General features: G+C 58.4%; 15 protein-coding genes and 3 pseudogenes. 5 read left to right on the forward strand and 13 right to left on the reverse strand.

Annotated elements, in window-relative coordinates:
* Positions 1–167: 167 nt before the first annotated feature.
* The 9 genes and pseudogenes from tssH to Q1W15_RS08185 form a co-directional block, all read right to left on the reverse strand.
* Complete coding sequence (gene tssH / locus Q1W15_RS08145) at positions 168–2,831, reverse strand: type VI secretion system ATPase TssH (RefSeq protein WP_300726090.1); 2,664 nt, start codon at positions 2,829–2,831, stop codon at positions 168–170.
* Between the two features lie 153 nt (positions 2,832–2,984).
* Entirely contained in the window at positions 2,985–3,476 is a 492-nt protein-coding gene (locus tag Q1W15_RS08150) for an Hcp family type VI secretion system effector (protein WP_300726093.1), read from the reverse strand.
* The gene (locus Q1W15_RS08155; RefSeq protein ID WP_300726096.1) at positions 3,442–5,229 is read right to left on the reverse strand and encodes an OmpA family protein; all 1,788 of its coding nucleotides are present in this window, start codon (positions 5,227–5,229) and stop codon (positions 3,442–3,444) included. Before Q1W15_RS08155 ends, Q1W15_RS08150 begins: the two co-directional genes overlap by 35 nt.
* Positions 5,229–5,912 carry a type VI secretion system protein TssL, short form gene (gene tssL, locus Q1W15_RS08160; protein WP_300726099.1) on the reverse strand — a complete coding sequence of 228 codons (684 nt, stop codon included), beginning with the start codon at positions 5,910–5,912 and terminating at the stop codon, positions 5,229–5,231. The genes Q1W15_RS08155 and tssL overlap by 1 nt, the downstream gene beginning before the upstream one ends.
* Complete coding sequence (gene tssK / locus Q1W15_RS08165) at positions 5,909–7,264, reverse strand: type VI secretion system baseplate subunit TssK (RefSeq protein ID WP_300726102.1); 1,356 nt, start codon at positions 7,262–7,264, stop codon at positions 5,909–5,911. Before tssK ends, tssL begins: the two co-directional genes overlap by 4 nt.
* Before the next feature lie 24 nt (positions 7,265–7,288).
* The gene (gene tssC / locus Q1W15_RS08170) at positions 7,289–8,827 is read right to left on the reverse strand and encodes a type VI secretion system contractile sheath large subunit (protein WP_300726104.1); all 1,539 of its coding nucleotides are present in this window, start codon (positions 8,825–8,827) and stop codon (positions 7,289–7,291) included.
* A 33-nt stretch (positions 8,828–8,860) separates the two neighbouring features.
* Positions 8,861–9,364 (reverse strand): type VI secretion system contractile sheath small subunit, encoded by a 504-nt coding sequence (gene tssB, locus Q1W15_RS08175; RefSeq protein WP_300726106.1) that lies wholly within the window; start codon positions 9,362–9,364, stop codon positions 8,861–8,863.
* A 351-nt stretch (positions 9,365–9,715) separates the two neighbouring features.
* Positions 9,716–9,985: pseudogene (locus Q1W15_RS08180) on the reverse strand (SDR family oxidoreductase); the annotation flags it as partial.
* A 153-nt stretch (positions 9,986–10,138) separates the two neighbouring features.
* Positions 10,139–10,320: pseudogene (locus Q1W15_RS08185) on the reverse strand (helix-turn-helix domain-containing protein); the annotation flags it as partial.
* A 17-nt stretch (positions 10,321–10,337) separates the two neighbouring features.
* Here Q1W15_RS08185 and Q1W15_RS08190 point away from each other — a divergent pair.
* Positions 10,338–10,638: pseudogene (locus Q1W15_RS08190) on the forward strand (helix-turn-helix domain-containing protein); the annotation flags it as partial.
* A gap of 75 nt (positions 10,639–10,713) precedes the next feature.
* On the opposite strand, the gene Q1W15_RS08195 reads toward Q1W15_RS08190, so the two are convergent.
* From Q1W15_RS08195 to Q1W15_RS08210, 4 genes are all read right to left on the reverse strand, one after another.
* Entirely contained in the window at positions 10,714–11,700 is a 987-nt protein-coding gene (locus tag Q1W15_RS08195; RefSeq protein WP_300726130.1) for an ABC transporter substrate-binding protein, read from the reverse strand.
* A 368-nt stretch (positions 11,701–12,068) separates the two neighbouring features.
* A complete protein-coding gene (locus tag Q1W15_RS08200) occupies positions 12,069–13,562 on the reverse strand; it encodes a PucR family transcriptional regulator (RefSeq protein WP_300726109.1) in 1,494 nt (497 codons plus the stop codon).
* Between the two features lie 135 nt (positions 13,563–13,697).
* Positions 13,698–14,045, reverse strand: coding sequence for a cupin domain-containing protein (locus Q1W15_RS08205; protein ID WP_300726112.1), 348 nt, complete (start codon positions 14,043–14,045; stop codon positions 13,698–13,700).
* Positions 14,046–14,064: 19 nt separating this feature from the next.
* On the reverse strand, positions 14,065–15,471 hold the full coding sequence (locus tag Q1W15_RS08210) for an FAD-binding oxidoreductase (RefSeq protein ID WP_300726115.1): 1,407 nt from the start codon (positions 15,469–15,471) through the stop codon (positions 14,065–14,067).
* A 301-nt stretch (positions 15,472–15,772) separates the two neighbouring features.
* Here Q1W15_RS08210 and Q1W15_RS08215 point away from each other — a divergent pair, with 301 nt between their 5' ends.
* From Q1W15_RS08215 to Q1W15_RS08230, 4 genes are all read left to right on the forward strand, one after another.
* On the forward strand, positions 15,773–17,197 hold the full coding sequence (locus tag Q1W15_RS08215) for an FAD-binding oxidoreductase (RefSeq protein ID WP_300726118.1): 1,425 nt from the start codon (positions 15,773–15,775) through the stop codon (positions 17,195–17,197).
* A gap of 66 nt (positions 17,198–17,263) precedes the next feature.
* On the forward strand, positions 17,264–18,346 hold the full coding sequence (locus Q1W15_RS08220) for an ABC transporter substrate-binding protein (RefSeq protein WP_300726121.1): 1,083 nt from the start codon (positions 17,264–17,266) through the stop codon (positions 18,344–18,346).
* A gap of 66 nt (positions 18,347–18,412) precedes the next feature.
* Entirely contained in the window at positions 18,413–19,522 is a 1,110-nt protein-coding gene (locus tag Q1W15_RS08225) for an ABC transporter ATP-binding protein (RefSeq protein WP_300726124.1), read from the forward strand.
* Positions 19,519–20,470 (forward strand): ABC transporter permease (locus Q1W15_RS08230; RefSeq protein ID WP_300726127.1); only part of this gene is annotated, 952 nt, incomplete at its 3' end. The genes Q1W15_RS08225 and Q1W15_RS08230, both read left to right, overlap by 4 nt.

A 20,470-nucleotide genomic window follows, 5' to 3' on the forward strand; every position in this document is an offset into this window, starting at 1 on the left:
GGCGGCAATATCGAGTTCCGTGCTGGTGAATTCGATCACGTAACTGAACGGCTGACTCAGGCACTCCTCGCCCTGAAAGGCCAGCACCTCCAGCGGCACATCGACATTGCGCACGTCGAGTTTATGGCGGCTGTGGTCGAAGAAGGGACGCAGTTCAGCAGACATGATCAAGCCTCCAGGGCGACAGAAGGCATCACGCCTTGGCCATCCCTAAACTGCAGGGTGATGCCTGACTCTTCGCTGTAGCCCAGCGCCACGCCGTGGGTTGGCTGCTGTGCGGCCTGGCGTTGCAGCAACTGCTGGCTAAGCACCGGCAATATCTGCTGGTTGAGCAGGCTGTCGATGTTGCGCGCGCCACTGTCGGGCAGCAGGCAAGCCGCAACCAGCGCCGCATTGAGCGGCTCGTCGATGTGGCAGTCCAGGCCATAATGGCGCTGCAGACGGCGAGCGACCTGGGCCAGCTTGATGGCGACGATGCGCTTGAGGGCTTCGGCGTGCAGCGGGCGGTAAATAAGGGTCTGAAAACGGGCTAATAAGGCAGGCTGAAAATGCTCGCGCAAGGTCGGGCGTAACCGTTCATGCAAGGTGCTGTCCGAAGCATTCGGCTGTTCTTGCAGGCAGGCGTGCAGTTCATCGCTGCCAAGGTTGGAGGTCATAAGAATCACGGTGTTGCGAAAGTCGATTTCGCGCCCTTCGCCATCACGCATAAAGCCACGGTCGAAGACCTGATAGAACAGGTTGAGGACGTCGCGGTGGGCTTTTTCCACTTCGTCGAGCAGTACCACGCTGTAGGGTCGTTGGCGCACAGCCTCCGTGAGGACGCCGCCTTGGCCGTAACCGATATAGCCGGGAGGCGAGCCTTTGAGTTGGCTGACGGTATGGGCTTCCTGGTATTCGGAGAGGTTGAGGGTAATCAGGGATTTCTCACCGCCGAACAGGCAGTCAGCCAAGGCCAGTGCCGTTTCGGTTTTGCCCACGCCACTGGTACCCACCAGCAGGAACACACCCAAGGGGGCTTTTTCGTCTGTGAGCCCGGTCTTGGCCGCGCGCAAACGTTGGGCCAGTGCACTTAACGCATGATCCTGGCCAATAACCCTCGCCCCCAATTGCTGCTCCAGTGCCAGCAGGCTGGCCTGTTCGTCCTTGAGCAGGCTGCCCAAGGGCACGCCTGTCCAGTCGGCGATGACTTCAGCGACACTGCGGGCATCGACATCGAGGGAGAGCAGCGGCTGGCTGCCTTGGGCCTCGGCCAACTGGTGTTGCAGGTGCGCGCACGTGTGCACCGGCACAGGCGCTGCCTGACGTGCCGCAAGCAGTTGGTGGGTCAGGTCGAGTTCGCGGCGGTATTGCTGCTCCCGCTCACCTTGCAGAAGCTGCAGTTGCTCGGCCTGTAGCGCCAGCGCCGCCAGACGTTCGCCCGCCCGGCTGCCGCTGAGTTGGGCATCCTGCTCCAACGCCTGGCGTTCCAGCTCCAGAGCGGCTTGCCGCGCCTTGAGCCGGATCAGTACTTGCGGTTCGCAGTCGAGGCTCATGCGAACCCGGGCGCTGGCAGTGTCGAGCAGATCGACCGCTTTGTCCGGCAGTTGACGCCCCGTCAGGTAGCGCCGTGACAAGGTGACGGCCGCTTGCACCGCCGCATCCTGAATATGCACACCATGATGGCTGGCGTAACGCGCCTTGAGGCCGCGCAGCATAAGGCTGGCGTTGGCGTCGTCCGGCTCATCCACCTTGACCATTTGAAAGCGCCGCTCCAGCGCGGCATCACGCTCAAAGTACTGCTTGTATTCGCCCCAGGTGGTGGCCGCGATGGTACGCAGCTCGCCCCGCGCCAAGGCCGGCTTGAGCAGATTGGCCGCATCCGCGCCACCGGCCTGATTACCCGCGCCAATCAAGGTATGCGCCTCATCGATAAACAGCAGCACCGGGGTTTCGGATTGCTGGACCGCCTCGATCACATTTTTCAAGCGCTGTTCGAATTCGCCTTTGACCCCGGCACCCGCTTGCAACAGCCCCAGATCGAGCGTGCGCAGGCTGACTTTTTTCAGGCTGTCTGGGACATTGCCGTCTGCAATGCGCAACGCCAGGCCTTCCACTAACGCGGTTTTACCCACCCCCGGCTCACCCACCAGGATGGGGTTGTTTTTGCGCCGCCGACTGAGAATATCGATAACTTGCCGAATTTCATCATCACGCCCAAACACCGGGTCGATCTGCCCTTGTCGGGCCTTGGCGGTGATGTCTTGGGTAAATTTATCCAGCACGGCCAGCAAGGCCGCATTTGCGGCGGTGCCGCAGGACGGCGTTGCAAGCACGGCCGAAGCGGGCTCTGCCTGGTCAAAGGCAACGGCCTGCTGGACCTGGGCACGCTCTTCGGAGTGCTGATCAAGCACACCCAGCAAGCGCTGCAACTGCACATCACTGAGGCTGAGCAACGGCCAGGTGGCTTCGCAGGTCAACAGACCAGGGGTTTCCATTAGCGCACCCAGCAGATGAACTGAACGCAAGGTTTCGTTGTCGTCCAAAGAGGCGCGTAGCCAAGCGTTCTGGATCAATTGTTGTAAGTTGGCGCATAGCTGCGGCTTACCTTGCACACTGCGCGGCAGGCCGTCGAGATGGTCCAGCAGGCCTTGCCACAGTGCATCCATATCCCATTCGTAGCGGCGCGCAATAAGGGTCAAATCCCCCTCGCCCTGCTCCAGCAGTTTGAGCAGCCAGTGTTCGATACTGACCTGGGCATGGGCTCGGCTTTGGCACAAAGAGGCCGCCGCACTCAGCGCCTGGGCGCAGTAGGGATTGAGGCGACGAAGCAAACGCGTGGAATGAAGGGCCATAAAAGTGCGTCCTTGTTCTGGGGGCTCGGCACGAAGTGGAGTGTGCTAACGGTGGTTTAAAGCTCGATGTGTTTGGCTGAACGCCCGCGAGCGGGCGCTCAACCCAGCACACCGGCGGCCAGCAGACGGCAATGCGTCTGCTGGTACTGGGCATCAAGCGCTCTGACGCTCGGTCCACGAATCCGAGTGGATAATGTTGCCGTCCTTGAAGGTCCAGGTGATCTTCTCGTAGCGCAATTCAACCTGTTCCAGGTGATTGTGCTTTTCCTTGGCCGGGTCTTTGACGTCGTGCATTTTCGGCGCGACCTTGACGACTTTGACGTTCTCAAGCGTTGTGTTGAAGTACTCGACCTCCTTGCCCGCATCGTCGATTTTGTACCACTTGAACTCGGCGCTTTTGAGGGTCTGCCCCGTGCTCACTGCCTTATAGAGGTAAGGGCTGGAGGCATCGATTTCCTTGGAAAACAGGAACGGGGTGTGAACCCGAGCTCCGGTCAACTTGCCGGTGCTGTTATCCGTGGGGATGTAAACGCTGTGGTCTTGGGCAACCACCTCAATGCTGCCTTCGCGACTCTGCACGTTCACGGACCCTTTGAGATCCGCGCCGCCGTCATCTTTCAGCCACAGGTAAACGGGAATAGCCATGTGAAGCTCCTTCTCTCAGATAATGAATGTCGCGGGATGCGACAGGGGGTTGCTTGCCGGGCACCACAGCGGGCACACAAGCCCCCACTTCTGGCACCAGGCGGATATCGACACGTCGGTTGAGCGCGCGCCCGGCCTCGGTGTCATTGCTGGCAATCGGTTGGGTCGCGCCAAAGCCCTGGACGGCAAAACAGCTGTGCGGGAGGTCGCCCATGCGTTGTATCCAGTCATGCACGGCCGCCGCTCGGGCGCGCGAGAGTTTGAGGTTCTGTTCGCTGCTGCCCGTGGTGTCGGTATGCCCGGCGATCACAATCAACCCGTCAGGCTGAGCCTTGATATCAACCAGCGCGCTGATGAGCACTTTGGTTGCATCAGGCTTGAGCTGAGCGCTGCCCGGGCTGAACAATGAGAGGCTGTCCAGACGCACAGCGTTGGGGCGCTGGATGGCCCGCGAGGAAGCCGTCGGTTGACGGTGGCTGGCTATCGCCGCCTGCACCTGCTCTCGCAAGTATTCGCCGCGATACAAACCCAGGCCAAGAGCCAGCGGCTCGCCGTTACGGTAGTAGTGGTCCAGTCGCCGAGCATCCTGGCGCAGCACCTCCACCGCCTCCTCTCGCTGGGCAAATTCAGGCTGACCACGGGTGACCGACGGCGCTATGGCCATGTAACGCCGCAAGTCATCAGTGACCTGGCGCACCAACAGCGTGTTCTGCCAGGCTGAACTGGCCAAGGCGGCTACACAGCCCACGGTGAATAGCCACATCGCGAGCTTGCTTGCACGGTGCAGGGGCTCATCCTGGCCATGAACAGGCAGCAGATGAAGCAAAGCATCAGGAAAGGGTAAAGGGGTGACGCCCTCGGCCTGCAACGGCCCGTCATTAGCCAACGCCACCTTGTCGCGTAGCCGCTGTTGCCACAGGTTGCCCGGCTGCGCGTGGGGTAACGCGGGCACCAAGGTGATGGCGCAGCCCAGCGCAAGGCTCATGGCACCACTGGGCTCGCGGCCCACACAATGGGACAAAACAGCGTCTTTGAACCATGCGGCGGCATTGTTCAATTGCACACTGGCGTGCAGGCGAGTTGCGAGCTGATCGGTATCCGTCGTTTGTTGCTGCCACTCAGCCAGGCTGGCGCAGCGAACCCCCTCGCACACGTCGGGACTGGTGCGACCTGCATGCCAAGCGAACCAGGGCCCAGCGCCGCGGGACGCCTGCAGGTAGCTCACGATAAGCAGTGGCAACGCCAGGTGGGGCGTGCGAACACGCGCAAGCTGGCCACTGAACGCACGAACATGCCCCGCCAGCACGGCACCGTCAGTGTGCTCGGCAGGGTTTACCACAAACAGGACACTGAGCTGCCCGGCCCAAAACGGGCGCATGGCCGTTATGCCCGCGACTACCGCCGGCAACTGCTCCAGAGAAGGCACTCGCACGTAGCAACCCCGTGCGGTCGTGCGCAATGCCAATTGCTCGGCGGCCATTGCACCGAACAGTCCTGGCAGCCCATCGCCACAGACCAGAACCACGGGCTGTCGGTACGCCGCTGGCGGTAACAACCGGGTATCGGCCTGCACCCACGGCGTGATCGGCGCAGACGAACGTCGACCTGCCAACATCCAGGCGGCTGCAACCGTACCGGCTACCACCAGCAAGGCCAGTGCGCGTACCCAGGCGTGTAACGGAAAAACCGAGATCAAGCCCCAAGCCACGATGCCCGCCCATAGCCAAAGGCCTCGCTTCAGCTTCAGCGCCATCACAGTTGACCCGACAGGCGAGCGACCAGACTGCCTAACAAATGATCCAGCCCCCACCAGACACCCACGAGCAACAGCCCTGCCGCCAACCCATGAGCCAAAGGTGAGCGCAACCCGCTCTGAGGGCTGGAACCCCCGGCCACCAACGCTTGTGTTTTCAGCGTGTCGTTAAGCTCCAGTGGTGCCACCTGCGTATTCAACGCCACCAACAGTTGTTCGCGTTCGGGGGCATTTGCCTCGCGATAGCGACCACGAAACCCCAGCATCAGCACACGCTGAAAGGCGGTCAGTACCTGGCTGTCGGGGGCGGGCTCACGCAGCACTTCGCTCATGTCTTCATACAGGCATTCACCGGCCTGATGGCGATTGAAAAACTTGGCCTGAAGAGATTCGCTGACCCACCTCGCATGGGCGTCGCCCGTGGCACAGGTCAGTACAGTTTCATCCAGCAAGGCACACTGTGCGTAGCTGATATGGTCAACGCTGCGCTGGCTCATCCCCGCATCCACCAACCCTTGGCGAACATGTTCGACCTGCTTCACGCACAGTTCCCACAGGGCCAGGCTGTTGTGCGCCGAACCACCCTGGCGTAACTCCACGACCAGCAGGTAGCTGTCCTGCAACAGCGCATCAACAACATTCAGGGCCGTAGCGGGGTGTTTTCTCGATTCGTTCAGGCTCATGCGCGCAGTACCGCAAACAGTTCAAGCTTCACATCCGCCAACGTGTTCGGCACGTAGAAGGCGCACACCCCTTCGGCCAGCATGGCCTGGCCTTTGGCATGGCTCAGATCAAGTGCGAAATACTGGTTTTCCAGACGCAGTGGAATAGCGGCAGGCACATGGCTGAGCGATTGCAGGGGAACGCCGTCAAGCGCAGCGTTGATCAGACGATCAACCTCATCCGGCGTGCCCACCTTGCAAAGCTGCGGAAACTGATTCTGCAACTGCGCGGCGGACAACCGGCACCGTACCGACAGATAGAAATCTGCGCCGTCCTGCTCACGCAAACGGGCGTCATTAAGGGTGACCTGCCAGCGATTGGCACCCTTCGCCTCCAACGCCAACGCAATGACTCGCGACGGCAAACTGGCTTCCAGCAGAGTGGAAATGGTGCTCATCAGCGGCGCAAATACGCTTTGCAACTGCTCATGCCGATAAGGCGGAATCTGGTCGATGTCGTGTTCCAGTGAGAACGTCAGCAGGCTACCTGCCAACTTGGCCAACGCTTGGTACACCTGTTCGGGATGCCGCGCGGGGTAAGCTTTGAGGTCAGCCAACACGGGTTGATAGGTGTTCAACGCACTAAGGAGCCAGAACAGCGACACATCAGCCACCGCGAAATCGGCCATGCGCTGGTTGCTCTCACGGCGCATGCCCATCAAGCGCTGACGCTTGATGGACAATTGCGTGAGCACATTATCCAGTTGCGTCAGCAACCCCGGATGCGCTGAAAAGCTAAGCAATGGCGGCACATAGCCCGGGTCCAGTACCCAGGCCCCCTGCCCGTCGCGCACCAACCGCGCGACAGGGCAAGTGAGGTAATCGGCGTTTTCATCGCTGTCCAGGCGCAAGGTCAACGTATATTCCAGAACACCGATCGACTGCGTTTCATCGGCATAGATGTCCTGCACTTGGCGCCACACTCGTCGATAGCGCATCGGACGATCAGCCCGCCCCTCTTCGAACAGGCAGTTGTTGCCATTGGCCTGCTCTAGAGGCAAGGCCAATAACACCGTTGCGTCTTGCCTGTCTTCGGGTAGCACGCGAGCCAACTCAACGGCCGGCGGGAGTTCATCCGCATGATCGCTATCGATCAAGATGCCGCCCGGCATGCGCACGCGCAGTTGCGCAGCCTTGAGCTTGCCCAGACGCAATGCTTCAGGGTCAAAGCCCACTGCCAGCACACCCCATGGGTGAACGAGGGCCAAATGGGCCACGCTCTCGTTGCTCCAAGCCTCCCAACGCGCCTGCTGCTGGAATTGTTGCGGAGACAATAAAGCCCCCGCAGCCCACAAGGGCCGATCGATTTTCATGGCATCGTTTCCCTGCGAAGTGGCTTAGGCTTTCGCCTTGGGCATCTGCGAAACCAGCGACAAATTGACGTCCATGCCCTCCACCTGAAAGTGCGGTACGGCATACAACTTGATGCGGAAGAAGCCCGGGTTATCCTCAATGTCTTCTACGATGACCTTGGCATCGCGCAACGGGTGAGAGGCCTGCAGGTCATCTCCCGGGTCGGTCATTTCGGTCACCAACCCGCCTACCCACTTGTTCAGTTCCAGCTCAAGCAAGCGGCGGTCTTTGGTGGTACCGATGTTTTCGCGCTGAATCACTTTTAAATAATGAGCAATGCGCGACAGCAGGAAGATATACGGCAAGCGGGCGTTGATCCGGCTGTTAGCCGTGGCATCTGCGGTGTCATACAGCGCGGGTTTCTGAGCCGAATTGGCGGAGAAAAAACACGCGTAGTCGCGGTTTTTGTAGTAGGACAACGGGATAAAACCGAGATTGGCGAACTCAAATTCACGCGTCTCAGGAATCATCACTTCGGAAGGGATTTTCACCTGATTACCGGTACCCAGATCGTACAAATGAATCGGTAACTCAGTGACCGCACCGCCGGACTGAGGTCCGCGAATCTGTACACACCAGCCGTTGGCGATGAAACTTTTAACCATGTTTGCAGCAAAGGCGTACGACGGGCTGACCCACAGGTACTTCTCGTGATCGGGGCCCTTGACGCTCTCAACATGATTGAAACTGCGTACCGGAACGGTATCGGGCCCATAAGGCAGACGACCCAACACGCGCGGCGTTAGCAGGCCGACGTAGCGCGAATCGTCAGTGGCGCGAAAGCTATTCCATTTAATGTATTCGGCGCGGTCAAAAAAGTTGCCAAGATCTTTGATGGCCGACACCTCTTCCATCGACTGCTTGCCAAAAAAAGCAGGCCCCGCAGAACCGATAAAAGGCATATGCGCAGCGGCGGCCACTTTGGAAATATTGCGCAGCAGGGTTATATCCTGCGCACGACTGTCGAACTCGTAGTTGGAGATGGCGGCAGCAATCGGCTCACCACCCGGTGTGTCGTATTCTTGGGTATAGGTATGAACATAGAGGCCGCTCTGGGCGATCTCGGGCGCATCATCGAAGTCCTGGATAAGATGTTTTTTACTAATGTCCAGCAGTTCAATGCGTACATTTTGACGAAAGTCGGTCTGATCAATCAGTGACTTTGCCCCTCGCCAGAGGGATTCAACCCGTTGGAAATCAGGATGGTGCATCACCACATCCAATTGCCGGCTGATCTGTGCATCCAGCAACGCAATATGCTCATCCAGCAGTGTTTTATCCAGACGCTCAACTTTGCGCGACGATTGTTTGAGCAGGTCTAGAAACACACTTACGGCGGCAGTCACACGCTCATCAGCCGACGCTTCGGACAAGGCTTCAGAGCTTTGAAAAACATCTATATCACTGAACCCTGCAACCGGACGCAGGTTTATTTTACTAAACAAAGTTCCATAAACACTTTGAGCTTTTTCAGACAATACGGCAGCGTCGCGCGATTGCGCATTAGCATTTTCTGCGGACATTTGGAGACTTCCCTTTAAACGAACCGACTATAATTAATGACCTTCTTGAGACCCCAACGCGGCTAACTCGGTGCGCAATTCATCACTCAACGCATCGTCCTTGAGAATGCGCTCCAACTCATGCCGAAACGTTGCGTTATCCAACAAGTTCGATTTGAGGTCGCGCAACAAATTTCGCATTGCCAGCAAGGCACGTAACTGCGGAATTTGTCGTACCACCTGCTCTGGCTCGAAGTCTTTAATTCTGGCGAACGTCAACTCGATGGAGGTGTCGCCCCCCTCACCCATCAACGTATTTTCCACCGCCAACTTCACACTCGGCGAGAAATCACCCAGCACGCTGTCGAAGTTATTTTTATTGATACTGACTTTGCTTCGATCAGACAGCGAACGCTGTTCTCTGCCATTACTGTAGTCCCCCATCAGCATCAACTTCAGCGGTAATTCGACCTTTTTTTGCGCCCCCCCGGTGTGCAGATCAAGCTTGATATTGACCCGTGCCTTGGGCACTTCATTTTGAAAACTGTTTGACGTCATAACGCCTCCTGACTCAATAAAAATACAAGACAGACATTCACATCCGCAGCTGACACAACGACATATTCATCCACCACAGAAAACAGATTCCTTTTATATACCTCCAAAATTCTTACAGCATCCAGAGACCCTGAGCGAACATGACAATGAACTATCTCAAGCCGCGACTCCAGACCTGATATAAACTTTCAGAATATTCCGACAAGAATGCAGAGCCAGCTTACACATCAAGATATTTTGTCATCCTGACTGGCAAATATGCCGTATTCGTCTTTACTGGTTTTAATCAAAAGCAGGTGGAAAAACTCATTAAGAAATCATCGACCCCAAGCGCAGGTTGCCCTAGACGGTTCAATGTGGGCTGGTCGTGGGACGAACGACCATTTCACTCACATCCATATCGTCAGGCTGTTCGATCGCATAAGTGAGCGCTCGTGCAATGGCGTCTGCCTTGAGTGCCACACGACGGATCGCTTTCATGGCCTCGCGCGCGACATTATCGAAAATCGTGTCGGCCAGTTCAGACTCGACGACATTCGGGTAAATCACGATGACCCGGAGCTAGTCCGTTTCCTGGCGCAGGCCATCCGAAATGGCCCTGACTGCGAACTTGGTCGCGCACAAGGTTGTCCAGACGCTCGGTACGGCGGGCACCGAGTACCACATGGACACCTTTAGCGGCGATCAGCCTGGTCGACGCGTGCAAAAAACCTGCGCAACGCTTGCCTATTGGTGTCGGTGTGCAGTCCCGTAAGGCAGATGCCCGAGCGGCACTCAAGCCCCTCGAAAACCGCTGGGCGTTGCGCCCACTTCGCAACGAAATACCTGGGAGAAGTGGCTGAGCTTGAGTAACCGACCGCCAGCCAGACGTCGAGGATGTTCAGGCAGGTTTTGAGCAACAAATGCCGGACGCGAACCATGCGCAGCCGAATGAAGTATTGCGAAGATGCCAGCCCGACGCCCGGGTGGGGATTGGTTGAACAACCACTTTAATCAACCCTTGCGTATCGAAGATGCTCGCTCGAGTAGCCCATTTGGGCAGCTCGACGTTGCATCATCGTTTCAAGGTCGTCACCTCGATGAGCCCACTGCACTATCAGAAACATCTCCGCTGACAGGAGGCCCGCCGACTGAGGGTCGGCGAGGGGCTGGATGTCGCGGGTGCCTGTTATCGCGCGGGCTACATAAGCCCTTCGCCATTCAGCCGAGAATACAGCCGCCAGTTCGGCTGCCCGCCCTCCAAAGCTACCCGCCGTACTCGCCGACCTGCATGAAGCTCCAATGGGTAGCCTATGCCTGATGCGGTTCTACTCGTCCCTTCAGGCAACTGCGCCCCTGCTAGCTAAACACTATTTTTTCGCGGCCCATGAGTTGAAGCGTTGCTCCAATTGATCGCCATGATCTGCCCAGAAGGAGGCGCTGATAGCAACCTGGTTGACCAGGTTGGCTTCATCGGTTGGCAAATTGCTCCGGCGGTTCGCGTCGATCATAGAGACCGCCGCACGGTTGACCGGGCCGTAGGCAATTTGCTGGGCATAGGCCTTTTGGGGCGCAGGCTGGAGAACGGATTGGATGAAGCGCAGGCCTTCTTCGCGATTTTTTGCGCCTTTGGGAATGGTGAACGCGTCCATGTCGTAGATTCCGCCATTCCACACAATCCGCAAATTGCTCTCATTTTGCACCGCAGCGATGCGCCCATTGTAGGCAGAGCTCATGACCACATCACCAGAGGCGAGGTATTGGGGCGGCTGGGCACCCGCCTCCCACCACTGAATGTAGGGCTTGAGTTGATCCAGCTTGGCGAATGCGCGATCTTGCCCCGCTTTGGTTTCAAGCACCGAGTACACATCCTGAGGCAGGACCCCATCGGCCATTAACGCGAACTCCAGGGTGTACTTGGCCCCTTTGCGCAGGCCACGTTTGCCCGGGATTTTTTCAACATCCCAAAAGTCAGTCCAGCCTTGCGGTGCAGTTTTGAGTTTCTCTGCGTTATAGGCGAGCACGGTCGACCAAACAAAGAAACCAACACCACAGGTCTGTATGGCACCCTCCAATAGTTGCGGGGCTAATTTGGCAATCTCGGGATCTTCGCCAATAGGCTCCAGCATGCCTTCATCGCAAGCACGGACCAACTCAGGCATTTCCATTTCTACCACGTCCCAGGCAACGTTTTTCGTATCTACCTGCACCTTAACTTTCGCCATTTCGCCATTAAACTCATCGGCAATAATCTTCGTGCCTGTTGCTGCGGTGTAGGGCTCATAGAACGCTTTGACTTGAGCAGCCTTATTGGCACCGCCGTGTGAGACTACGGTCAAATCTGCGTTGGCATGCATCGCAATAGCGGAACTGAAGACCAGAGTGAGCGAGTTTCTGAGGATTTTAGACATTATTATTGCCTCGGTTGAACGTCGATAAGGTATGCGCTGGGGACGCTCAGGGTCGATGTCGCACTGCCCGCTGGCCCCCACGTACGTTTTAAAGTTTTTGCCTGGCTCGCCACAATCAGCCGTTCGCATAAATTGAACGAAGGGCTTCATACGTAAGCACGAATAAGGCTGCCCCCATCTTGCTGCGTTCATTTACAAGGATGGGCCGGGGGTCACAGCGTGGGTAAGCGCAGGCCGTTGTAACAGGCATAGTCGAGCGGCCATCATCCAGGCATGGATGGGCCGAAATAGAAGGATCGAGCCCGCCTTAGCCGCTAGCGCAACGAGCCCGCATCAAGGTCATTCACTGCAATACCCATACAGCGCAAGGCAATCCACAAGGCCACGACGCCCTCCGTGTCATCCAATAAACGCCCGGTGATCTCTTCAATTCGACGAATACGGTAGACCAATGTCTGCTTATGGACGTTTAACGCCTGTGCAGACCTTTGCCACGACCGATTTTGCTCCAGAAAAACCTTCAGGGTATGAATCAGTTGGCTGCCGTTCTGAGCATCGTAATCCGCCAGGCTACCAATCACTCGACGGTACATCCGGTTTGCCTGCTCCAGATCACTGGGCAACCAGAAGGCTTCATCCAGGGCATTCACATAGTCGACTATGTTGCGCGAGGGCGTCGAATGCGCGAGCGCGAGGCGTGCCTCTCGCAGCGCCTCGGGTACTCTAAGGCCTGAACCAAGCACAGCACTCACGCCGAGCGGGCATCCCAACACCGCTTGGAGCGATTCACAGGCGGCTGGATCAGCCAGCAAAATGACCAGTTCTTCACCGGCCTGTCGAGCCAGCACCTTGATGTTTTGCCTGCCAAGCGCCTGCTGCCAGTTGTTCGGGGCCGCATGGTCTAACCGGGCTAGCACCAGGCGGGTAGAGCCTGGTGGGCAGCCCAGTTGCGCCAGACGTTCCAGCGCCGCTCGCTCGCTGAGCCTCACGCTGAGAAGATCATCGACCAGTTCAGAGCCCAGCCGCAGCATTCGCTCGTGCTCACTCTGAACACGCTCAAGCTCGATGGCCAATACGGAGGCGATATGGTGGAGGATGCCGTAATCCAGCAGTTGGCCTCCTGTCGCCAGGATGGCGCACTCCGGTAATGCAGGCAAAGCCATGATCAAGGCTTCGTGGTCACCGTCGTGGCAACGCGTCAGGTCATAGGTGAGCCGTGCACGTGAGCTAATCACCTCGCGCCATCGCCCGGGCATCGCCGCAAGCCCTTCTTGCCAAGGGCAAACGCTGCGGGTGTCAAAGAGGTAAAGCTCAGCGTTTACGTCTGCAGAAAGCCTGAGCAATAGACCGTTCAATCCCAGGTGCCGTAATCCGATCCTGGCGCTCTCATAGAGCTTCACCACAGCACGGCGCCGTTGGTCTTCAGCTTTCTGCCCGGCGTCGACAATGGCTCTTGTCACAGCGGAAAAAGGCACTGAGTAATGGGTCATCAAGACCGGAAAACCCAGCACCGAGGCCTGATCATTCAGACCTGTGAGGTCATCCGGGGCTTGCATGTTCTCACCGATCATCATGCCCGCGACGTTCGCATCGAATAGCCGCGTGACATAGGCACGCTGTTGCTCAGCGTCATGAGGGATACCGATACCCGTCGTCATCAGCAGGTCACCTTCCCCCAACCACTCACTGGGGTCGGCCAGTTCGCACACATGCGCCCAGCGCAAGCTTCGCTGTGCGCCCTGTGCACCGGTCAGTAATCGTGTGCGCAGCGATGCGTTGTAGATGAGGTCCTGGATGCTGAGTGACATGGTATTGGACTGCCGGGGTGGTGGGGATGAAACGCCCGGTGGCGTTGATGACTTATAGCCATCAACGCCACCGGATTCGGCTGCCACCCTAGCAGCGACGCGTACAGGACGTCGAGCCAGAACCGTGCTTACGGGTCAGCCCACAATGAAGTAATGCTTGGTGACGGTCTCTTCGATGACCCAGACACCTGTTGTGTGGGGCGCAAAATAAACGGCGTCACCCGCCTGAAAATGGATGACCTCGCCGTCATCCGGGGTAAAGGAACCCTTGCCGCTGATGAAATAACTGTACTCGGCCTGGAGCACCTGACGCCGCCAGGTCCCGGGTGTGCATTCCCATACACCCAGTGAGAAGTGTGGATCTTCTACAGCTTGAGCAAGGGCCAGACGGGTGTGCGAAAGTTCATCACCCAAGGGCTGAGCGACGGGCGTCGGCGTTGAGAATTCAGTGTCCGCAGTAAGGCGTTTAAGGATCGGGGTCATGGTAGTAGCTCCTTTAAAGTCAGGCTTTGTCTTCAAGACCGGCAGGCGCAAGCCCTGCCAGCAAGCGGTCAATAGCACCAGGTCGGGCACCGCTCATCTCGGCGCGCTCCTTGCGAATGACGGCGTTTCGAACCAGGGTGCCCCCCAAATAGCGCAGAGGTTCTGGGGGAAAGGATTTGCAGGTGCGGCCCACCAGCGCGCAGGTGCTCCACTCGTCCCGCTGCCCCAGTGCGAGGCTGGCGAGGATGCGGCCACCGAGACGGCTCGGGCCCACGCCGTTTCCGCTCCAGCCAATGCCGTAATGGATATTGGGGCTGGCAGCCAGCGACCCGAAAACCGGCAGGCTGTCGTAGGTGCGATCAATCGGGCCTGACCAGGCATGGGTCAATTGAGTCGATGCCAGCGTAGGATAAGTGCGACGCAAATCAGCCTCTGTCAGCTCGATACTTTCGGGGTGCTCACTGAAAGTGCTGTCGATCCGTGAGCCATACGCCAAAGCGCCAGTCCCCTTGCCAAAGGCAATGCGCCCGTCCCGGGTGGTGCGATAGTAGTCGACCATCAGTTGCGAGTCGGTGATCGACTCCTGGCCTGTCCAGCCCATTTGCTTCAGCTTCTCGGGGATCGGCTCAGTGACCACGATGGAGCTGTTGACGGGGACAATAAGCCTGGAAAGCTCTGGAATCGAAGCCGCCCAGGCATTGCTGGCAAGCACGACAGAGGTGGCGTTGACCTGCCCCTGGGCCGAAGTCAGGCGTACTGTTTTCCCTGGTTCGATACGGGTAACCGGCGTTTGTTCAAATAACCGAATCCCGGCCTTCATGGCGACTTCCCGCATGCCTCGCACCAGAGCCCCTGGCTGAACCGTCGCATTGCTACGCTCAAACACGCCCGCGAGGTGAACATCGGAACCGGTCGCCTTGGCCACCTCCTCGCTCGATACCCGCGTGAAGGGCTCGACGCCCAGGCGTGCACAGATGCCCAGTGTGCCGTTCCAGCTATCGATGTGGGCCGGGGTTGTTGCTGTCCAGAGCCAGCCCTTGCGGGCATAGTGCGCATCGATTTGATGCTGCTGGCAAAACTCGCCCAGCTCGCCAATGGCGCGCTCGGCAGCGTGGGCCAGGAACAGGGCTTGCTCTTGGGTGCAGAAGCTCAACAGCGAGCCGATTTTCGGCCACCAGGACATCACAAATCCACCGTTACGCCCCGATGCCCCGCCCCCGCAGATGTCCTGCTCCAACACAACGACGTTGAGATCGGGGTCACGCTCTTTAAGCGTGAGCGCTGTCCACAACCCGACAAACCCACCGCCGATGATGGCAACGTCAGCGTTGAGCTCACCCTCAAGAGGCGATGTGGGCTGAAGGTTTTGCTCCAGGCTCTGCAACCAGTAGCTACGCGTCAAAGGGCGAGAAGAGGCCAGGCGCATGGGAGTAACTCCAGTGTGTTGTTTCCCCCAGTGTCGCCCGCCCGCAAGCGCGCACCTATTGGGCAATCCTAAGAAGAGGGTCTGACACGTTCATATGATCGAACGAAGCCAGGCCGAAGGCGGCCGCTCAGACCGGCCAGGTCATCACCTCCATGGCCCGGTTCCTCAATACGCCCAGGCGTATCTAAAAGCGACATGCCTAAAAACGACACATCTCTGAATCGCTATTGCCAATGCAGGGACAGGCATTCTATTATTTTTGAAATTACATTAATTGCATAGCAATTACCGGAGTCAGCAGATGTCATTGGTCGACGAGCTCATCGCCTTGCTTGGTGCACAGAACATCATTACCAGCGCCGCCGAAATGGCCTCGTCACTTGAAGACTGGCGCGGGCGCTACAGCGGCGCGGCACTGTGCATTGCCCGCCCGGCCAGCACTGAAGAAGTGTCAGCGGTAGTGGCCTGCTGTCATCGGCATCGGGTACCGGTATTGCCCCAAGGGGGAAACACAGGGTTGGTGGGAGGCTCTGTGCCCGCCTCCTCCGGGCCGGCACCGGTTATTGTGAACTTGCAACGCATGCGCCAGATCAGCGCCATCGACCCCGTCAATAACTCCATGCAAGTTCAAGCCGGCTGCGTGCTGGCGACGGTTCAGGAAGCGGCACACAGCGTGGATCGCCTGTACCCCGTTAGCCTGGGCGCAGAAGGCTCGTGCCAAATGGGCGGCACCCTTGCGACGAATGCCGGTGGTATCTCCGTGCTTCGATATGGCAATACCCGTGACAACGTATTGGGCCTTGAGGTGGTGCTGGCTGATGGAACCGTGTGGTCGGAACTGCGAGCCTTGCGCAAGGACAATACCGGCTACGACCTCAAGCACTTGTTTATCGGTTCTGAAGGTACGCTGGGAATCATTACCGCCGCTGTCCTCAAGCTGCATCCATTGCCGACCCAAACAGCCGTGGCATGGATTGGTGTCGACAGCCCGGAAAAAGCCGTCGAACTGTTGGTGCTCACTCGGCAGTTATCAGGCGCAACGCTGTCGGCATTCGAGCTGATGAACCAGTTGCAACTCGACCTGGTGGTGGAGCATGTACCGCAACGCCGCTCCCCGCTGGAAACGCAGCACCCTTGGCATGTCCTGATCGAACTGGCGGATGCCGGGGCTAGCGCCGACCCTGAGGCTGCGCTCACGGGCATCCTGGAACACGCCTTCGAACATGCAATCATCGCCAACGCCGCCATGGCTTCGAACCAAACGCAACAGGCTGCCCTGTGGGAACTGCGCCACAGTGTTTCCGAGGCGAACAAGAAAGGCGGCATCGGCCTCACCACCGATTGCGCTGTACCTGTTTCCGCGATTGCAACGTTTATCGAACAGGCCAACGCCGCGGTCTCTGACATTGCTCCGCAGGCGTCCATCGTCATTGTCGGGCACATGGGCGACGGCAACATTCATTACATCCCGTTCTTCCCGTTCGCGATCTGGAAGGCGCTGGAACAGCGCGAAGCAGTCGGGCGCGCACTGCGCCGTGCGATCCACGATGTAGCAGCCGCCTTGTCAGGCACCTTCAGCGCCGAGCATGGCGTAGGGCAAACGTCTCTGGACGAAATGAATAACTATAAATCTTCGGCTTCGCTCGCACTGATGCGTGCGATCAAACACGCCGTTGACCCTCTTGGCCTGTTTAACCCGGGCCGACTTATACCGCCTGAAAAATAAAAATCCACAACAAATCCCTAGTGACGATAGCGTCAATCGACAGTATCGCGAAGAGAGGTCAGGAGTATGGGCAACAACATTAATAACTGGTCACGCCGCAGTGTGCTCAAGGCGAGCATGATGGGAGCGGTCGCCCTTTCGACAACCAGCATGTGGTCTTCCCTGCGCGCGCAAACCAAACGCATCGTGGTGCGTGACGACGGCGGTGTTTACACCAAGGCCTACACCGAGGTGTTCTACCGACCGTTCCAGGAAGCGACAGGCATTGAGGTGATCGGCGTACAGGCCAACGCCGAACCGACTGCGCAGATTTTGTCCATGGTCGACGCCGGCTCCTACACCTGGGACATGGCCAAAATCAGTCAGCCGGCAATCAAAATGCTCACCCAGGGCCCCAAGAAATACCTGGAACCGCACAACCTTGGCAGCGATCCGATTGTGTCGGTCATGCCCGAACACTTCATGTCCGAGTACGGCGTTGGCACTAACGTGTACACCACGGTCCTGGCGTACCGAAAAGACGCCTTTGAAGGCCGCAAGCCGCCCAGCTCCTGGAAAGATTTCTATGACGTCAAGGGTTTCCCGGGACGCCGTGCCTTGCGCCGGCACCCGTTCGATACCCTTGAGCAAGCCTTGATGGCCGATGGTGTCGCGGTTGCCGATGTCTACCCCTGCGACCTTGACCGGGCGTTCGCGTCGCTGGACAAAATCAAGGATGACGTTTCGGTATTCTGGACGAGTGGTGCACAGGTCGAGCAAATGCTGATCTCTGGCGAAGTGGACATGGTGCCGGTCTGGGTGTCGCGCGCGCAATCAGCACGCAGTGGTAATGCCCCCGTTGAAATCGTCTGGGATCAAAACATCTGGGGACTGGACAGCTGGGCCATCCTGGCGGGCACGCCCAATGCCCAAGCGTGCCGCGAGTTCATCAAATTCACCTGTGACCCCAAGCGTCAGGCTGAGCTGACCAAGTATTTCCCGGCCGGTGTCACCCACCCACAGGCGTTTGACTTCATCGACCCGGCAGTGGCCGCCGATTGCCCCTCCTACCCCGCCCACATTGCGAAAGGGCTGCCGATCGACGCGCAGTATTGGACAGATAAACAGGGCACGGCTCTGGAACGCTATAACGCATGGCTCCTTAGCTAATTCCGCTGGCGTGGCCGCTGTGGAGCGGGCACGCCTTCCCCTGCCTCTCGTTTTCGGGTCTTCGTCATGTCTTCTTCAAGCCTAACCGTAAAGAAACTCGCAAAGAGCTATGGCCCGTTCGTGGCCCTGGCTGAAACCGATTTAAGCGTCGCCGATGGCGAGTTCCTGACATTACTCGGACCTTCCGGTTCCGGGAAAACCACCTTGCTGAGCCTGGTTGCCGGCCTCACCCATCCCGACGGCGGTGAAGTCTGCATCGGCGAAAATGAGGTGACGTACCTGGCCCCCCACCATCGCGATATCGGCGTGGTGTTCCAGAACTACGCGTTGTTTCCGCATATGACAATTCTCGAAAACATCGCCTTTCCGCTGAAAATGCGCAAAGTGCCGGCCGAGCAAGCGCGCGAGCGTGCCCTCGCCGCCCTTGAGATGATCAAGTTGCCGCATATTGCCCAGCGTTACCCGAAAGAGCTTTCCGGGGGGCAGCAGCAGCGGGTCGCGCTCGCACGTTGCATGGTGTATCGCCCGTCAATCATTTTGATGGACGAGCCTTTGGGGGCTCTGGACAAGAAGCTGCGTGAGCACATGCAGTTGGAGATCAAGCGCATTCACCGGGAACTGGGCACCACCATTATTTATGTGACCCACGACCAGGAAGAGGCGATGACCATGTCCGATCGCATCTGCCTGATGAACGCCGGAAAAATCGAACAGCTCGGCACCCCGGACGATCTTTACTTCCGCCCTCGAACGCTGTTCGTCGCCGACTTTCTGGGCGAGTCCAACCTGCTGCCAGCAACCCTTACCGCTTCGCGGGGAGATGAGGTCGACGTCCTGATCGGTGACCGTGGCATCACGGCGAAAGCCACCGCAAACGGCACTGTCAAGCCCGACACCAACGTCCACATCATGGTCCGCCCGCAGAACATGGTGATCGAAAAAGCCAGCGCCGCCAACGCGGGTCATTTTCAGGCGACCGTTACCGACGTGATGGTCACCGGCAGCCTGACCAAAATCTATATGAGCACCGATGAGGGTGCCATTCCTGTGCTGATCTCAGCATTTGCGACCCGCATCAGCGGTGAAACCTTCAACCTCGGCGACAAGGTCGCTTTATCGTGGCATGCCTCGGATGCCGTTGTGATCACCGAACAACCCGAGGCACCGTGCCCATGAGCCTGTCTACTTCTCGCACTGCCTCTGCGCCGATGCCGGCCTGGGTCAAAAATGCCCTGATGATCGCACCGCTGCTGGTGCTGCTATCAGCGTTTCTGGTGTACCCAGTGGGGCGGCTATTGTCGCTGAGCGTCTTGGGAACGGAAGGGTTTTCGCTTGACGCCTACCGCCACCTGTTCGCCTCCGGTCTTTATGTGAACGTGCTCTGGATCACGTTCAAGATTTCCCTGGCCACCACCGTGCTCTCGGTCGTATTGGGTTACCCGGTGGCCTACCTCATTTCCACCGCGCCGGCGAAACTGAAAAACAGGCTCGTGTTTCTGGTGCTGCTGTCGTTCTGGACCAGCTTTCTGGTCCGGGCGTTCGCCTGGGTCGTGATTCTGGGGCGCAATGGGGTTGCCAATAACGTCATGATGTCGCTCGGGCTGATCGATCGGCCAATCAACCTGCTCTACGGCCCTGGCGCAACCCTGACCGGCATGGTGCACGCCATGCTGCCACTCGCGGTGATGACGATGCTGGCCGTGATGGAGAACATTGATCGCAGCCTGCCCCGCGCGGCTTCCACGATGGGGGCCCGCCCGGGTACGGCGTTCTGGACGATTTATTTTCCGCTGTCGATGCCCGGTGTGGCTGCGGCTGCCATCATGGTGTTTGTCACCGCCATTGGCTTCTTTATCGTGCCGGCCCTGCTGGGTGGTCGACGGGAAACCATGATCACTCAACTGATCATCGATCAGGTCCAACAAACCCTGAACTGGGAACTTGCCGGGTCTATTTCAGTGTTATTGCTGGTGGTGGTGCTGGTCGTCTTCATCATTTATGACCGGGTGTTCGGCTTCACCACACTGACCGGCGAAGATCCGGCCTCCCAGGCTCGTCGCGACACGCGCGCGCGGCGTGCGGGCAGTGCCGTGCTGGCGGCCATGGGTGCCGTCAGCGACTGGC

The organism is Pseudomonas sp. (genome assembly GCF_030150285.1).
In the GTDB taxonomy this organism is placed as follows: domain Bacteria; phylum Pseudomonadota; class Gammaproteobacteria; order Pseudomonadales; family Pseudomonadaceae; genus Aquipseudomonas.

Coding starts and splice junctions, on each gene's coding strand:
- Q1W15_RS08155 (WP_300726096.1), bottom strand. CDS start 5,229: ATGGCGCTGAAGCTGAAGCGAGGCCTTTGGCTATGGGCGGGCATCGTG.
- Q1W15_RS08225 (WP_300726124.1), top strand. CDS start 18,413: ATGTCTTCTTCAAGCCTAACCGTAAAGAAACTCGCAAAGAGCTATGGC.
- tssK (WP_300726102.1), bottom strand. CDS start 7,264: ATGAAAATCGATCGGCCCTTGTGGGCTGCGGGGGCTTTATTGTCTCCG.
- Q1W15_RS08200 (WP_300726109.1), bottom strand. CDS start 13,562: ATGTCACTCAGCATCCAGGACCTCATCTACAACGCATCGCTGCGCACA.
- Q1W15_RS08220 (WP_300726121.1), top strand. CDS start 17,264: ATGGGCAACAACATTAATAACTGGTCACGCCGCAGTGTGCTCAAGGCG.
- Q1W15_RS08205 (WP_300726112.1), bottom strand. CDS start 14,045: ATGACCCCGATCCTTAAACGCCTTACTGCGGACACTGAATTCTCAACG.
- tssC (WP_300726104.1), bottom strand. CDS start 8,827: ATGTCCGCAGAAAATGCTAATGCGCAATCGCGCGACGCTGCCGTATTG.
- tssH (WP_300726090.1), bottom strand. CDS start 2,831: ATGGCCCTTCATTCCACGCGTTTGCTTCGTCGCCTCAATCCCTACTGC.
- tssL (WP_300726099.1), bottom strand. CDS start 5,912: ATGAGCCTGAACGAATCGAGAAAACACCCCGCTACGGCCCTGAATGTT.
- Q1W15_RS08195 (WP_300726130.1), bottom strand. CDS start 11,700: ATGCATGCCAACGCAGATTTGACCGTAGTCTCACACGGCGGTGCCAAT.
- Q1W15_RS08215 (WP_300726118.1), top strand. CDS start 15,773: ATGTCATTGGTCGACGAGCTCATCGCCTTGCTTGGTGCACAGAACATC.
- Q1W15_RS08210 (WP_300726115.1), bottom strand. CDS start 15,471: ATGCGCCTGGCCTCTTCTCGCCCTTTGACGCGTAGCTACTGGTTGCAG.
- tssB (WP_300726106.1), bottom strand. CDS start 9,364: ATGACGTCAAACAGTTTTCAAAATGAAGTGCCCAAGGCACGGGTCAAT.
- Q1W15_RS08150 (WP_300726093.1), bottom strand. CDS start 3,476: ATGGCTATTCCCGTTTACCTGTGGCTGAAAGATGACGGCGGCGCGGAT.